Source organism: Massilia sp. IC2-477 (genome assembly GCF_020707265.1).
GTDB lineage: Bacteria > Pseudomonadota > Gammaproteobacteria > Burkholderiales > Burkholderiaceae_D > Telluria.
The window spans coordinates 686,670-701,455 of the sequence record NZ_JAJFEQ010000001.1 but is presented as its reverse complement, the minus strand read 5'-3'; the positions used below and the strand labels follow the sequence as shown (position 1 = coordinate 701,455).

Genomic DNA, 14,786 nt, shown 5'->3' with positions numbered 1-14,786 from the left:
AAGTCTGACATTCAGACACAAGCTCAGCGCTTATCCACGAGCTGCGTGCGGATGTTCTTGCATACCGGACTTAGCTGATAGTATCCAACAAGCCTAAAGCCGAGTTCGTGTCCGGATGTCAGACCTGACCCCGGTTCCGTGGACGCACTGGAATTCGTCAGTCCGCCGCGCCTCGCCCTTCCGCCGTCGCCAGCCACGCCGCCAGCGCATCGGTCTCGACCGGCTTGACGAAGTGCGCATCGAAACCCGCCGCTTCGGTCTCGCGCCGGTCGTGCGGCTGGCCGTAGCCGGTCATCGCCGCCAGGCGTACGTCTTCCAGGCCGGGCATCTGGCGCAGGCGGCGCGCCAGTTCCTTGCCGTCCATGCCCGGCAGGCCGATGTCGAGCAGGCAGACCTGGGGCATGACCTGGCGCGCCCGCTCCAGCGCCGCGGCCGCGCTGAACTCGACACAGACGTCGTAGCCGAGCAGGCCCAGGAACATCGCCACCAGTTCCGCGGCATCGGTATTGTCGTCGACCACCAGCACGCGCAGCGCGGCGGGAGCGGCCTGCGGCTCTACGCCGTCCGCCTGCGCCTGCGTGGCGCCGCCCTGTTCAGGCAGCGGCAGGCTGACGGTAAAGGTGCTGCCGCGCCCTTCTCCCTGGCTGGCAGCGCGCACCGTGCCGCCGTGCAGCTCGACCAGGCTGCGCACCAGCGCCAGGCCGATACCGAGCCCGCCCTGCGCGCGGTCGGAGCTGCGCGTCCCCTGGTGAAACAGCTCGAAGGCGCTGGCGACCAGCTCGGGCGACATGCCGATGCCGTTGTCGCGCACGGACAGCACGGCGCGGCCCTCGTCGATGCCGGCCTTGAGCACGATGTGTCCGCCCGCCGGCGTATAGCGGGCCGCATTGCCGAGGATGTTGGCCAGCACCTGCACCAGGCGCTTGCGATCGCCGCGCACCCGGATACCGGCGGCGCCGGCCGCCTGCAGCTCGAGCCGGTGCGTCCTGCCCTCGACCAGCGGGCGCACCTGCTCGACGGCGTCGTCGATTACCTGCGCCAGGGTGAGGTCTTCGCGCTCCAGGGTCACGAGTCCGCGGGTGACGCGCGAGACGTCCATCAGGTCGTCGATCAGGCCCGTCATGTGGGCGGTCTGGCGCGAGATCACGGCGCCTACCTGGCGCACGCGCGCCGGGTCCTGCGCCGCCATCGTCAGCAGTGAAGCCGCGGTGGCGATCGGCGCCAGGGGATTGCGCAGTTCGTGCGCCAGCATCGCCAGGAATTCGTCCTTGCGCCGGTCGTTTTCCTGCAGCGCCTGCTGGGTCAGTTTCTGTTCGTGGATATCGGTGCAGGTGCCCATCCAGCGCACGATGCTGCCGTCCTCGGCGCGTACCGGCAGCGCGCGCCCGAGCGCCCAGCGGTAGTGGCCCGAGTGGTGGCGCAGGCGGTATTCGATCTCGTAGGGTTCGCCGGTGCGCAGCGAATGGCGCCACTTGTCCCAGGCTGCCGCCTGGTCGTCCGGATGGAACAGACCGTTCCAGGCGTCGCCGTCGGTCGAACCGTAGGGCATGCCGGTGAAGGCATACCACTGGTCGTTGTAGTAGTCGTGGAAGCCGTCGGGACGGGTCGACCACACCGCCTGCGGCATGGCATTGGCGATCACCCGGAAGCGCGCTTCGCTTTCCTTGAGGGCGCGCTCGGCGGCGCGGATGCCGGAAATGTCGAGCACGTAGCTGATGCCTTCGTCCGGATTGCCCTCGACGTTCGCGGCGCCGAGGTAGACGGCGGCGCGGCTGCCGTCGCTGCGCAGGTACTCCTTCTCGTAGGGTTCCATCACGCCGGTGGCGCGCAGCTGGGCCCAGCCGCGCTCGTCCGCCTCGCGCCACTCGGGCGGCGTCAATGCCCGCCACGACAGGCCCGCGCGCTCGAACTCGGCGCGCGTGACACCCAGGATGTCGAGGAAGGCATCGTTCGGATCGAGCAGCGCGCCGTCGGCGCGGTACTGCACGATGCCGAGCACGTTCGATTCGGCCAGGCGCCGGAAGCGCGCCTCGCTGCGCTGCAGGCGCGCCTCGGCCTCTTTCTGGGCAGTGACATCGAGCGCGATGCCAGGCAGCCATTCGGGAAGCCCGTCGGCCCCAAACGTCACCTTGCCGCGCGCCTCGACGTGGCGCCAGCTGCCGTCCGCGGCGCGCAGCCGGTAGTTTTCGCTGAAAGCGTCGCCGGTGCTCAGGGCATGCTCGATGTGCGCCCCTACCTTGGCCACGTCGTCGGGGTGGATCGCGGTCAGGTAGGCCTCGATAGGTCCGCCGTCGGCATCCCGGTCCGAGACGCTGTACATGCGCGCCAGGTTGGCGTCCGCATACACGCGGTTGGCGCGAATGTCCCAGTTCCAGGTCGCGACCTGGGCAGCGCCGAGCGCGGCTTCCAGGCGCAGCTGGGCGTCGTGCAGCGCCGCCTCGCTGCGGCGCCAGGCGTCGATATCGGTCGTCTCCAGCACCACGCAGCTGAAGCCCAGCACCGTGCCGTCCAGGCGCCGCAGCGGCGAATACGTAAAGGAGAACGAGACCTGCTCGTCGACCCCGTTGCGGGTCACGACAAAAGGAGCATGCGAGAAACTGGTCGGCTGGCCCGCCATCGCATTTGCCACGGCAGGCGCCACGGCCGGATAGGCCTCCGGCCAGACGTGCTCGAACGACTGTCCCAGCGCATGCGGATGGCGCAGCCCCAGGATCGGCACGTAGGCGTCGTTATAGAGGAAGGTTTCGGCCTCGCCCCAGACCATGAACATCGGCACCGCCGCATCGAGCATCTGGCGGAGCGCATACTGCAGCGCCGGTTCCCACCCGGACGGCTCGCCGCAAGGCGTGGCGCGCCAGTCATGGGCGGCCATCAGCGTCTCGACGGTATCGGACTTGCCGGCGGGCGTGGGAGCGGTGAGGAACATCGAGCGGGTCCGATTGAATGACGGGCGCCGCCCGGACGGGCCAGCGGAGCGGCAAGTATAGCCGGGCGGAAAAGCGCTTGCCCGGATGGGCGGAGAATGGTGTCGCCAGCAGGAATCGAACCTGCATCTAAGTCTTAGGAGGACCTTGTACTATCCATTGTACTATGGCGACACGCGCAGACCGCTATTGTACCAGTCGTCTTGCCAAAGCAGAACTGCCGTCCTCCCGAAGCATGGCCCACTGTCGAAAAATCTTACAGAACATCTCCTATCAACAGAGGCATCCTTGGCAACTCATTGATTTCCATAAATATTTCTACTATGGCATAAAACTTGCTTTATAGATAGCATAGTTTCTCCATTAGAAATAATATGACAATGAATGCAACCCGCCGAATCGCTTTTGCTGTGCTGTACTTGCTGGCAGCGCTGACTACTCCCGCTGCGCAAGCGGCGCCAATTTTCGCGGTCGACGTCAAGATTGGCGAAGCAAAGATGAACAATTCGAGTGACGCAGCCGAGCTCGACATGCTGCGCAAACTGTCTGGCGACAAGACCCTGTTCCTGAGCGGCAAGGCTGATGCGGACCTCATCAGCGCCAGCGCGGTGCCCGGCATGCCCGGCGCCTGGTTCTTGACCGACCTGACCCAACCGGGTTACTTCGCATTGAAGTTCGGCACCGGCGGCACCAATGCCACCGCGACCACCTTCTTCTTCCGCAACACCGGCAACCTGAGCCAGCTCGTCTGGACCGACGACCAGGTGCAGTTCCTCACTGGCGGCGCCTGCGCGAACAACCAGAGCAAGTGCAATATCGGCCGCCTGAGCCACTACACGACCACCATGGGCGTGTCCTACGACCAGGTCGAGCTGCCGGAACCGGGCGGCATCGTCCTGCTCGGCCTGGGCCTGCTCGCGGCAACGGGTGTACGCCGCCGTCGCGGCTGATGGCTACTTCGGGTCGGCAATCCTGAGCCGGCCCTTCATCGAGGCCAGCAGCCCGATCAGGCTGGCCTTGTCCTCGGCCGGGATATCGGCCAGCATCTCTTCGATCCAGCGCTCGTGGACCGCCGCCATGTCGGCAAAGGCCTTGCGGCCGGCCGGCGTCAGGCGCACCGCCCAGGCGCGCCGGTCGTGCGGGTCGGGCATCCGCTCCACCAGCTTCTCGCGCTCGAGCTGGTCGGTGATGCCGGTGACGTTGCCTCCCGTGACCATCATGCGCTTGGACAGCTCGCCCATGCGCAGGCCCTCGGGATGACGCTCGAGCTGGGCCATCAGGTCGAAGCGCGGCAGCGTGATGCCGAAACTGGCGCGCAGCCGGGCCCGGATCTCGTTTTCGATGCGCACCGTGCACGACAGCATGCGCAGCCACAGCTTGAGCGACTGGTGGTGTTCCTGCCGCAAGCGGCTTGCCAGGTCGAACTCGTCTTCCCTGCCCTGCCCGCCATCCTCGAGATCCGACATGTTTTCCTCAGACCGCATCCAAGCGTAATTTAAACCGTTGCAGTTTACCGGTTTCGGTCCGCGGCAGTTGTTCGCGGAAGCGCACCACGCGCGGGTACTTGTAGGGCGCGATCTGGGCCTTGACGAATTCCTGCAGGGCCAGCGCCGTCTCGCTGCTCGGCGCGACGCCCGGTTTCAGCACCACATGGGCCTCGACCACCTGCCCGCGCTCCTCGTCCGCCCGCCCCACCACGCCGCATTCGGCCACCGCCGGATGGTGCAGCAGCGCTTCCTCGACTTCGGCGCCGGCGATGTTGTAGCCGGCCGAGATGATCATGTCGTCCAGCCGCGAACGGTAGTAGAAGTAGCCGTCGGCATCCATCTCGTAGGCGTCGCCGGTGATGTTCCAGCCACCCTGCACGTAGTTGCGCTGGCGCGGGTCGCTAAGATAGCGGCAGCCGGTCGGCCCTTTCACGGCCAGGCGCCCCACCACGCCCGGCGCTGCCGGCTGTCCGTCCTCGTCGAGGATGCAGGCGAGGTAGCCCGGCACCGGCTTGCCGGTGGCGCCAGGGCGCACGTCGCTGCCGGCGGCGGAGATGAAGATGTGCAGCATCTCGGTGGCGCCGATCCCGTCGATCATCTCGAGGCCGGTCGCAGCCTTCCACGCTTCGCGCGTCGCTACCGGCAGCGCTTCGCCGGCCGACACGCTGCGCGTCAGGCTGCTCAAGTCAAAGCGCGGCGCCAGCTGGGCCATCTGGCGGTAGAAGGTGGGCGCGGTGAAGCACACCGTGGCGCGCCGTTCCTGGATCGCGGCCAGCAGGCCTTCCGGATTCAGTTTTTCGATCAGGACCGCGCTGGCGCCCACCCGCATCGGAAACAGCAGCAGCCCGCCCAGGCCGAAGGTAAAGGCCAGCGGCGGCGTGCCGATGAAGACGTCCTCGATGCGCGACTCCAGGGTGTAGCGCGGGAAGCAGTCGCAGATCGCCAGCAGGTCGCGGTGGAAGTGCATGGTCCCCTTCGGAACGCCGGTGGTGCCGGAGGTGAAGCTGATCAGGCAGACATCGTCGGCGGCCGTGTCTAGCGCGGCGAAGGGGGCGTCGTGGGCCGCCATGCGCCGCTCCAGTGCATCCGGCGCGTCGGGATCGTCGAACAGGACCAAGGGAAGTCCACCCGGCTCCATCGCATCGACCTCGGCGCGCAGCGCGGCCGCGCACAGGACCGCGTCGACCCGGGCGCGCGACGCGATGGTACCCAGCTCGCGGGCACGCAGCAGCGGCATGGTGGGCACCGCGATGCAGCCGGCCTTGATCACGGCCAGGATGCAGGCCGCCATCATCGGGCAGTTGGCGCCGCGCAGCAGCACCCGGCTGCCGGTCGCGAGCTCGAGGTCGTGGTGCAGCACATGGGCGATGCGGTCGACCCGCGCGCGCAATTCGGCATACGTCAGCCGTTCGCGGGCGCCGATCAGGGCCGTGCGTTCGTCCCAGCCGCGCAGGGTGGCGGCGTCAAACAGCTCGGCCACGCAGTTGAGGCGCGGCGGGTACTGGAGCTCGGGCAGGTCGAAGCGCAATTCCGGCCACTCGTCCAGCGGTGGCAGCATGGCGCGGGCGAAGCCGTCGGCATAGCCGGACGGCGCAAGTGCTGCGGAGGCATCGGTCATGTCGGGTCCCTGTGAAAGTCCGGCAGTGGTGCAGCAAGGTCGCGGATTACTTTAAATCTAAAGTAATTGGCCGGCAAGCGAAATCAGGGCTGTGCTTGCGCGCGCGCCTGTTGGCGCAGAACACCGCCCAGGGCCTGGGCCAGCGCGGTCTGGGCGAGCTGCGCATCGTCCTGCACGCCGGCGCTGCGCAGCCGCGCGGCGCCATCCGCCAGCCCGAGCGTGGCGCAGCCTTCGGCCAGGCGCTCCAACTGCGCCGAGCGCGCCAGGCTCGGGAGGGACGCGATGGCCGGTCCCGCCTCTTCCAGCTGGCGCTGCAGGCCGCCCAGGTAGAGCAGCAGGCGGTCCAGGCTGACCCCGAGGCGCTGCGCGACCTCGGCCGGGTCGGCATCGGGCTGCACCAGGCGCGCGAGCTGGGCCCGTACCTGCCCCGCCGCGAAGGGTTTCACGATGTAGCCGTCGGCGCCCAGGCGCCCGGCTTCGGACAGGGTGTCGCCGTCCGAAGCGGCGGAGACCAGCACCACCGGCAGCGCCGCCAGCACCGGATCGGCGCGCACCCGCGCCAGCAGGCCCATGCCGTCCAGGTTCGGCATGCGCAGGTCGCAGAACATGATGCCGGGGCGCAGGCCGTCCGCCAGCATGCGCCAGGCATGCTCGCCGTCCTCCGCCTCCACGATCTCGAATTGCCCGCAGTTGTCGATCTGATGCATCAGCATCATGCGCGCCACCACGTCGTCATCCACCACCAGCACCTTCATCCAGTCCGTGCTCCCATGCCGTTTCCTGTAGTTGCCATTATAGGCACAGCTGCGCTCAGGACTGCTCGAAAGCGTCGAGCTGGGGCTGGAGCCTCGCCAGGCCGGCCAGCACGCGCGGCAGGTGGCCGGCGTCGGCGGCTGCTTCCAGTTCGGCGCACAGCGCGCCCAGCGTGGTTTCGCCGAGGTAGGCGGCGCTGCCGCGCAGGCCGTGCAGCACCCGGCCGGCCGCATCCAGGTCGCCGCTGGCCAGCGCCGCATCCAGTTCGGCGCGGCGGCGCGGCAGGTCGGCGGCGAAGGCGGCGCGCAGGCGGCCGGCCAGCGCATCGGCCGCTTCCTTCGGCGCCGGCGCAGGCGCGGTGGTGACGCCGAACATCGCGTCCAGCACCGCCACCGTCGGCGCCGGTGTCGGCGCAGGCATCGGCGGCAGCGTGATGCCGCGCGCCAGCTGGCGCTCGATGGCGCGCGAGATCTGCTGGTGCAGCGCGTCCTCGTCGATCGGCTTGGTCAGGAAGGCATCCATGCCGCAGGCCAGGTAGCGCGCCCGGTCTTCGCCGCTGGCGTTGGCGGTCAGGGCCACGATCATCAGGTGCGGATCCAGCACCCGCGCCTCGAACGTGCCCCCGGCGCGGATGATGCGGGTGGCGCTGGCGCCATCCATCTCCGGCATGCGCCCGTCCATCAGCACCAGGTCGTAGCGGGTGCGGGCGCAGGCCGCCACCGCCTGGACGCCGTTGTCGGCGATGTCGATCTGGTGGCCCATCTCCTCGACCATGGTGCGGGCGATGATCTGGTTGGTCGGGAAGTCCTCGGCGCACAGGATGCGCAGGCGATGGGTGTGCGGCGCGCGCTGCGCGCTTTCCACGTGGGCCGGCTCGACGCCGTCGGCCAGCGGCAGCAGCACGCTGAAGGTGCTGCCCTTGCCCTCGAGGCTGTTGACGCCGATGGAACCGCCCATCAGGGCCACCAGCTGGCGGCAGATCGCCAGGCCCAGGCCGGTGCCGCCGTAGCGGCGCGTGGTGGTGGTGTCGGCCTGCTCGAATTTCTGGAACAGGCGCGGCAGCGCGTCGGCCGGGATGCCGATGCCGGTGTCGCGCACCGTGAAGCGCACCATGTTCCAGCCATCGCCGCGCACCTGGTCATCGCCCCGCAGCTCGACCCCGAGCGTGATCGAACCGGAGCGGGTGAACTTGAAGGCATTGCCGACCAGGTTGACCAGCACCTGGCGCAGGCGGGTCGGATCGCCCACCACGAAGCGCGGCAGCACCTCGTCCACCACCACCTCGAAGCCGACGCTCTTTCCGGCCGCCTGCTCCTCGAACAGGCTGGCCACGTTGCGGATCATGGCATGCAGGTCGAAGTCGATGTTCTCGATGCTCAGCTTGCCCGCCTCGATCTTGGAGAAGTCGAGCAGGTCGTTGATGATCGCCAGCAGGGCCTGGGCATTGCCCTGGCCGCGCTCGATCTGCTCGCGCGTGGTCTCGCGCAGGCTGCCGTCGCGCAGCGCGAAGCCGAGCATGCCGATCACGCCGGCCAGCGGGGTGCGCATCTCGTGGCTCATGTTGGCCAGGAATTCGGACTTCTGGCGCGTCGCGTCCTCGGCGCGCTGCTTGGCCTGGCGCAGGAATTCCTCGTTCTCCTGCAGCGCGCGGTAGGCGCGCGCCAGCTCGTTGGACTGCTGGCGCACGCGCTGCTCCTGGTCGCGCAGCTCTTCGGTCTGGCGCTCCAGCGTGCGGTTCTGTTCTTCCACCTGTTCGGTGCGCAGGCTGACCTGGCGCGCCAGCTGCTCCTTCTGGCGGCGCAGGCCGGACATGCGCATGCGGTTGGCCGCGTACAGCAGCGCCAGCGCGAGGAACAGGACGATCGCGCGGAACCAGGGCGTGCCCCAGGGCGGCGGCTCGATGGTGATCGCGAGCGCCGCCACCTGGTCGCTCCAGACCCCGTCCTTGTTGGCCGCGCGCAGGCGGAACACGTAGGTGCCGGGGTCGAGGTTGGTGTAGGTGGCGAAGCGCTTGGCGGCGTCGCCTTGCACCCAGTCCTGGTCGAAGCCGTCGAGGCGGTAGGCGAAGCGGTTGCGTTCCGGCGCGGCGAAGTGCAGCGCCGAGAATTCGAGCGAGAACACCGAGGCGCCAGCCGGCAGCGTCACCGTCTCGGCATGCTCGACCGGGCCCTTGAGCACGCCCGGCAGCACTTCCTCGGCCGGCCGGTTGAAGATCGTCAGGCCGGTGATGACGGGTCGCGGCGCCATGCGGTTGTCGCGGATCGCGCGCGGGTCGAAGGCGGTGATGCCGTTGAAGCCGCCGAAGTACAGGGTGCCGTCGGCGCCGCGCACCGCCGCGGCGTCGAAGAAGGCGCCCTCGGTCAGGCCGTCCGCCGCCGTGTAGTTGCGCCAGCGCTTGTTGACCGGATCGAAGCAGGAAAGTCCGCTGGTGGTGCTGATCCACAGGCGGCCGTCGCCGTCTTCCAGGATCGCGGCCACGGCGTCGTCCACCAGGCCGTCGCGCGTGGTGTAGCGCACGAAGCTCACCGAGCCGTCGGCGGCGGTCACCATGCGGTTCAGCCCAACCGCCGTGCCGACCCAGACGTCGCCGCGGCTGTCCTCGAACAGGTCATGCACTTCGTCGTGGCTCAGGCTGGCCGCATCGTAGGGGTCGTGGCGGAAGTGGCGGAAGCGCCCGCTGGCGGGATCCATCAGGTCGAGGCCGTCGAAGGTGCCGATCCACATGCGCCCGCGCCGGTCCTGCAGCATCGGGCGCACGATGTCGTCGGCGAGGCTGGTCGAGCGCGCGGGGTCGTGGCGCCAGCTCTCGACCGCGCGCGTGCCTGGCGCAAGGCGGTGCAGGCCGCCGCGGGTCGCGATCCAGATGCTGTCGTCCGGCGTGGCGTACAGGGCGCGCACGTTGTTGGCGTCGGCATCGCCCGGCAGCCTGCGGCGCACGAAGCGTCCAAGGGCCGGATCGAAGGAAGTCAGGCCGGTGCGGCTGCCGATCCACAGCATGCCGGCGCGGTCGCGCGCCAGTGCGGATGCCGGCAGGCCGGCCAGGCTGTTGGGCTTGGCGGGGTCGGGCCGGTACACGGTGGTGTAGCCGGTGGCCGGGTCGATGTGGTTGAGGGCGCTGCCGGTGCCGACCCACAGGCGCTCGTTGTCGCCGCGCGTGTCCATGAGCAGCGCGCGCGCCTTGTTGTCCGCCAGGGTGTTGGGCACGTCGTCGCGGCGCACGATGCGGGCGAAGCCGCCGCTGCCCAGGTCGACCCGCGACACGCCCGCATACCAGGTGCCGACCCAGAAGGTGCCGAGGCGGTCGCGGTACAGCGCCGAGACCTGGTTGTCGCCCAGGCTGTGGCGGTCGGTGACGGCGTGGCGGTGGTTGTCGAAGCGGTCCTCGCGGCCGCGCCAGCGCAGCAGGCCGTCGTCGTGGGTGCCGACCCAGATCTCGTTGCCGGCGTCGCGGTACAGGGTCGTGATCCACCACGGACCGACGCCGTCCTGTGCATCGAAGCGCTTGACCTTGCCGGCGTCCGGGCCGGCCAGTGCATGCCGTTCCAGCCCGCCCAGGCGCCCCACCCACAGGCGCTGCTCGCCGTCGATCATCAGGGCATGCACCGGGTTGCTGCGCGGCCCCAGGCCGGAAGGATGGTGCTCGATCCGTTCGCGTTTCGGGCCGAGGCTGTCCAGTCCCCCGCCGGTGCCGATCCACAGGCGCCCGGTCGTATCCAGCACCAGGGCGTTGACGTTGTCGTCGCTCAGGCTGCGTTCGTCACCGCGTTCGTGGTGCCAGGTGGTGAAGCGGCGCAGCGCCGTGTCGAAGTACTGCAGGCCGTCGTTAGTGCCGATCCACAGCCCGTCGCCGCCGTCGCCGACGATGGCGTTGATGTGGCGGTTGCCATTCCCGCGCCTGGCCGTCTCTTCCGGCACGAACAGGGTAAAGGACTGGGTCGCCGGGTCGTACAGGTTGAGGCCCCCGTCGGTGCCGAGCCACAGGCGCCCGTGGCGGTCCAGGTGCAGGACCCGCACCCAGCTGTTCGACAGCGAATTGGGCTTGCCCGGTACGCTGCGGTAGTTGATGACGCGGTAGCCGTCGAAGCGCGACAGGCCGTTCTGGGTGCCGAACCACATGAAGCCGTCGCGGTCCTGCAGCACGGCCAGCACGGTTTCCTGGGGCAGGCCCTGGCCCACCGACAGGTGCTCGAAGCGCAGGGTCGGGCGTGGCGGGCCGGCCAGCGCGCCCGCGCACACGGCCAGCAGCAGCATGCTCGCCAGGAGTCTAAACCAGGCCTTCATTGCGGGAAAAAGGCCAGCACGTCGTCGCGCCGTGCCAGGGTGTCGTGTTCGCCGAGGCGGATCAGTTCGCGCGTGTAGCTGCCCTCGAACAGCAGGTAGGACGCGAGCGCCGCGCCGCGCGTTTCCAGCGCCCCGATCCCGCCCAGCAGGGTGCGCACCGGCGCCGGCAGGCTATGCACGTGGCGCAGCGCGATGTCGTCCAGCCGCTCCGAGGGGGCGATCACCAGCAGTTCCATGCGCCGCAGCGGCAGCGCCGCGCGTGCCTCCAGCGGCACCCGCTCGAGGGTCTGGTTCACCCGCTGCAGGCGCTCGATGTCGGCCGCCAGGCTGTCGAGGAAGATCGAGGACAGCGCATGGCCGGCGATCTGCGCCAGGCTCGGATAGCCGCTGGTGGGCACAGGGTCGACCGCCGGCTCCGCCATGCGTCCCGCCCCCACCACCAGCACCCGGGTCGCGCCCAGGTGGATGGCCGGCGCGATCGGCGCCAGCTGGCGCATCGAGCCGTCGCCGCAGTATTCGCGCCGTCCGGCCAGGTACAGCGGCACCGCCGGGAAGATGAAGGGGATGGCGCTGGAAGCCAGCAGGTGCTCGACCCCGATCTGGGTCGACAGCGCCAGGCGCTGGTGGCGCTGCCAGGGCGTGATCTCGCGCGCCGCCTGGTAGAAGGTGATGTGGTGGCCGCTGCTGTACGACGAGGCGGTGATCGCCAGCGCATGCAGCACGCCATCGGCCAGCGCCGCGTCCAGCCGCGGCAGGTCGAGCACGCGGTGCAGCAGGCCGGCCAGCGGGGTGTTGTCGAGCAGGGACTGGGGCGGCGCCGCTCGCCACTTGCGCAGCAGCCAGCCGAACGAGAGCAGCGAAAGCCAGCGCGCGCCGGAGCGCAGCACGGCCAGCGAATCGGCGCGGTAGACCTGGTGGGCGGCCACGCTTTCCCACACGCCCAGCAGGCCGCGCACGGCACTCGTGAAGTCGTCGGCGCGGCAGGCCAGCGCGGTGGCGTTGAGCGCCCCGGCCGAGGTGCCGCAGATGATGTCGAAGGGAGAGCGCAGGGCCGGGCGGCCGGCGTCGGCCAGGATGCGCGCGATCGCATGCATCACGCCGGCCTGATAGGCGGCGCGCGCTCCACCGCCTGTGAGGACCAGGCCTGTTTTCTCGTTGCTGTCCACCTCCCAAGGGTAGCAAAAATCGACTATCTCTTGGGAAATAAATAGCCTGTTAGTTGGTTTTCACCGACGTTCCGCGCGGGTCAGCCGGAGCTGCCAGGTGAAGACGGCGGCGCAGGCGCCGAAGAACAGCATGCACAGCAGGCCGCTCAGCCATTTCCCGAGCAGCAGGACCATCGACAGTCCTCCGAGCGCGAACAGCCAGCTGACGATGACCATGATCCATAGCAGCGGCCGGCCGAGCGCGCGGCCCTGGTCCGCCACGGCGCTGTGGCGCTGCTCACGTGTCATGGGCGCAGGCGGCTCGGTCTTGTCCAGGCCGAAGGTGTACAGCCAGAGCAGCAGGTAGTTCAAGGCAAGGATGCCGGCGCCGCCGATGACCACGCCCTTGGTGATCGGTACGGGCGGGTAGTGCGCGACGAGCGCAATCAGCGCGCCGTAGAAGGCCAGCTGGGCCCAGGCGCGGGTGCGGCGCTGGGCCAGCGTCATCACGTAGCAGGCGCCGCGGGCTCCCAGGGGCCGATACACGAAGCGGCCGTCCGGAAGCCGGACGGAGAAGGTCCCGGCCATGAAATCGAGAATATTCATGCGCGCCGCTCCCGCGTGCAGGCTGGCGGCTGCGCATGTACCAGCAGTTTTTTGTCCATGGCCCAGTGTAGCCCCGCCGGACTCGCGAAAAAATCTCACATTGTCACGGGCGGCGGCGCAGGCAGACGCCGAGGGAGAAGCCCATGCTGCCGAGGATGAAGGTGAGCAGGAAGACTTCCGGCAACAGCATCAGCGTACTGAAACGCTGCGCCGGGCTGCCGAGCACCAGCCCGGCGCCGCCCCAGCCGGCCAGGGCCAGCGCCAGGCCGGCGAAGAAGTCGTCGGCAAGCGCCCTCGCCCGCCCGGCCAGCACGGCCAGCGCCATCGCGAACAGGACCGCGGCGCCCAGGTGAGCGGGTGCAAACCACAGCGCCAGGCCGCACACGGCAAAGGCCAGCATGCCGAGTAACAGCGGGCGGGGATGGCGGCCGGCCTGGTGCGCATGGATGCCGTTCATGGGATCCGGATGCTGCGCACATGGCCGTCCGCGCGCAGCAGCGCGGGGTCGGCATCGGCCGAATGGGTGCCGGGTCCGTTCTCCATGCCGGCGGCCAGCCAGCCGCCATTCCAGGGCGCCACCGAACGCAGCTGGTTGTGGCGCGGCCCGACGCCCGCCGGCAGCTGTTCGCGCACGCGGCCGTCGGCCTCGAGCACCAGCAGCAGGGGCTTGGCGTCCTCGGAGATGCTGGCGCCGTTCGGGTTCTGGAAGTAGCCGGTGCTGCCCGAGGCCAGCAGGCGCCCGTCCGGCAGCGACGCGACGTCGAGCAGCACGTCGCCGCGGTCGATGTCGACCGTGCGGTAATCCGCCCGGCCCTTGCTGCCGGCCGGGATCAGGCTCAGCACGCCGTCCCAGCCGTAGCCATCGGGACGGCGGACCGGCAGCACGCGGCCGACCGCGGCGATGGCGTTGCCGTGCCATTTCACGGCCTTCAGTTCGAAGGGCGTGCGCGGTTCGATGTAGCTGGTGCCGACGCGGCGGCCGTCGGGCGCCAGTTCGGTGATCAGGGCCCCGGCGTAGAAGCTGGCCGGCAAGGCCTCCTTGAAATGCTCGGCGTGGGCCTCGGCATAGTCCGTCGGGTTCAGGTTGACGCCAACGGCGATGCGTCCGTTGGCATCGGCGTCCAGCAAGACCTGCCATTGCTCGCCCAGGCTGCCATAGGGATCGTAGGTGCCGCTGATGACGCTGCGGCCGCTCACGAACACGCCCGGCTCCACCAGGGTGCGCCAGTTGCGGGCAAAGCCGCCGGCGCCGTAGGCGTAGCGATAGGCCAGGATTGAATTGCGGGCGGTGTGCAGCGCCATGGCCAAGTGCTCGCCGAGCGGCGCCAGGCGCACGCCGTCGCGGGTCGCCTTCGGCAGCAGGGCCTTGTGATTGGGGATGGCGGGGTCGCTGAAGAGAGGGTCGTCGGCGATGGCGGCGTCCTGGAAGGCGTGCTGCGCCAGTACCGCGCCGCGCCGGTCCAGGCGCAGCAGTCGCACTTCGCTGTCGGTGGCGATGACGACGCTGATCTCGCGGCTCGGGTGCACGGCGAAATCGAGCAGCGACCAGCCTTCGGGCGGCGCATAGGTACTGGAGGCGGCGGCGCCTTCGGCGATCACCAGCCGCCGCGCCGGGCGCAGGAACGAGGCGAACGAGGGCTGCAGCTGGTCGACCAGCACAACCCAGCCGGCCCCGGCGCCGCGCACCTTGACGACGGCTTCGCCGGTCACGCGGTGCTCGACGCTCGTCTGCACCGGCGGTGGAGGATTGTCCTTGCCGCCGCCGGCGCCGCCACCGGCGTCCCCTCCTCCGCCGCCGCAGGCGCTGAGCAGGGCCAGCAGGCTGGCGGCGAGCAGGATGGGGCGGGCGGTGGTGGGGCGCATGGCAATCTCGATGTCGGTGTCAATACCGTCATCGTAGGCAGGCGCCGTCACCCATCTGTCGCAAGTTTGTCGGACAGGCTTCCCGAATTGGTCACCAGTTGTCCGGCTT

At 69.4% G+C, this 14,786-nt stretch carries 10 protein-coding genes and 1 tRNA gene; 1 reads left to right on the top strand and 10 read right to left on the bottom strand.

Translation table 11 applies throughout. The features are described 5' to 3' along the window. Window positions 1-157 precede the first annotated feature (157 nt). Window positions 158-2,926, bottom strand: coding sequence for a PAS domain-containing protein (locus LK542_RS03155; protein ID WP_227810762.1), 2,769 nt, complete (start codon window positions 2,924-2,926; stop codon window positions 158-160). Between the two features lie 97 nt (window positions 2,927-3,023). Next, a tRNA-Arg gene (locus LK542_RS03150) sits at window positions 3,024-3,098 on the bottom strand. A gap of 323 nt (window positions 3,099-3,421) precedes the next feature. On the opposite strand from LK542_RS03150, the gene LK542_RS03145 reads away from it, so the two are divergent. After that, window positions 3,422-3,874, top strand: a complete 453-nt coding sequence (locus tag LK542_RS03145) for a PEP-CTERM sorting domain-containing protein (RefSeq protein WP_227810761.1) — start codon at window positions 3,422-3,424, stop codon at window positions 3,872-3,874. 3 nt (window positions 3,875-3,877) lie between these two features. Here LK542_RS03145 and LK542_RS03140 read toward each other — a convergent pair whose 3' ends face one another. The 8 genes from LK542_RS03140 to LK542_RS03105 form a co-directional block, all read right to left on the bottom strand. After that, on the bottom strand, window positions 3,878-4,390 hold the full coding sequence (locus tag LK542_RS03140) for a MarR family winged helix-turn-helix transcriptional regulator (protein WP_227810760.1): 513 nt from the start codon (window positions 4,388-4,390) through the stop codon (window positions 3,878-3,880). A gap of 7 nt (window positions 4,391-4,397) precedes the next feature. After that, complete coding sequence (locus LK542_RS03135; RefSeq protein WP_227810759.1) at window positions 4,398-6,029, bottom strand: AMP-binding protein; 1,632 nt, start codon at window positions 6,027-6,029, stop codon at window positions 4,398-4,400. A gap of 83 nt (window positions 6,030-6,112) precedes the next feature. Then, complete coding sequence (locus LK542_RS03130) at window positions 6,113-6,784, bottom strand: response regulator (RefSeq protein WP_227810758.1); 672 nt, start codon at window positions 6,782-6,784, stop codon at window positions 6,113-6,115. 55 nt (window positions 6,785-6,839) lie between these two features. Beyond that, a complete protein-coding gene (locus tag LK542_RS03125) occupies window positions 6,840-11,033 on the bottom strand; it encodes a two-component regulator propeller domain-containing protein (RefSeq protein WP_227810757.1) in 4,194 nt (1,397 codons plus the stop codon). 26 nt (window positions 11,034-11,059) lie between these two features. Further along, window positions 11,060-12,229 carry a patatin-like phospholipase family protein gene (locus LK542_RS03120; protein ID WP_227800510.1) on the bottom strand — a complete coding sequence of 390 codons (1,170 nt, stop codon included), beginning with the start codon at window positions 12,227-12,229 and terminating at the stop codon, window positions 11,060-11,062. Between the two features lie 60 nt (window positions 12,230-12,289). After that, a complete protein-coding gene (locus LK542_RS03115; RefSeq protein ID WP_227810756.1) occupies window positions 12,290-12,814 on the bottom strand; it encodes a hypothetical protein in 525 nt (174 codons plus the stop codon). Window positions 12,815-12,917: 103 nt separating this feature from the next. Then, entirely contained in the window at window positions 12,918-13,271 is a 354-nt protein-coding gene (locus LK542_RS03110) for a hypothetical protein (protein ID WP_227810755.1), read from the bottom strand. Continuing rightward, on the bottom strand, window positions 13,268-14,677 hold the full coding sequence (locus LK542_RS03105) for a hypothetical protein (protein WP_227810754.1): 1,410 nt from the start codon (window positions 14,675-14,677) through the stop codon (window positions 13,268-13,270). Before LK542_RS03105 ends, LK542_RS03110 begins: the two co-directional genes overlap by 4 nt. Window positions 14,678-14,786 lie beyond the last annotated feature (109 nt).

What these genes read in the sequence shown, in the direction of transcription:
- LK542_RS03135 (WP_227810759.1), bottom strand. Translation starts at nt 6,029, where the DNA reads ATGACCGATGCCTCCGCAGCACTTGCGCCGTCCGGCTATGCCGACGGC.
- LK542_RS03125 (WP_227810757.1), bottom strand. Translation starts at nt 11,033, where the DNA reads ATGCTGCTGCTGGCCGTGTGCGCGGGCGCGCTGGCCGGCCCGCCACGC.
- LK542_RS03115 (WP_227810756.1), bottom strand. Translation starts at nt 12,814, where the DNA reads ATGAATATTCTCGATTTCATGGCCGGGACCTTCTCCGTCCGGCTTCCG.
- LK542_RS03145 (WP_227810761.1), top strand. Translation starts at nt 3,422, where the DNA reads ATGAACAATTCGAGTGACGCAGCCGAGCTCGACATGCTGCGCAAACTG.
- LK542_RS03105 (WP_227810754.1), bottom strand. Translation starts at nt 14,677, where the DNA reads ATGCGCCCCACCACCGCCCGCCCCATCCTGCTCGCCGCCAGCCTGCTG.
- LK542_RS03140 (WP_227810760.1), bottom strand. Translation starts at nt 4,390, where the DNA reads ATGTCGGATCTCGAGGATGGCGGGCAGGGCAGGGAAGACGAGTTCGAC.
- LK542_RS03110 (WP_227810755.1), bottom strand. Translation starts at nt 13,271, where the DNA reads ATGAACGGCATCCATGCGCACCAGGCCGGCCGCCATCCCCGCCCGCTG.
- LK542_RS03155 (WP_227810762.1), bottom strand. Translation starts at nt 2,926, where the DNA reads ATGTTCCTCACCGCTCCCACGCCCGCCGGCAAGTCCGATACCGTCGAG.
- LK542_RS03130 (WP_227810758.1), bottom strand. Translation starts at nt 6,784, where the DNA reads ATGAAGGTGCTGGTGGTGGATGACGACGTGGTGGCGCGCATGATGCTG.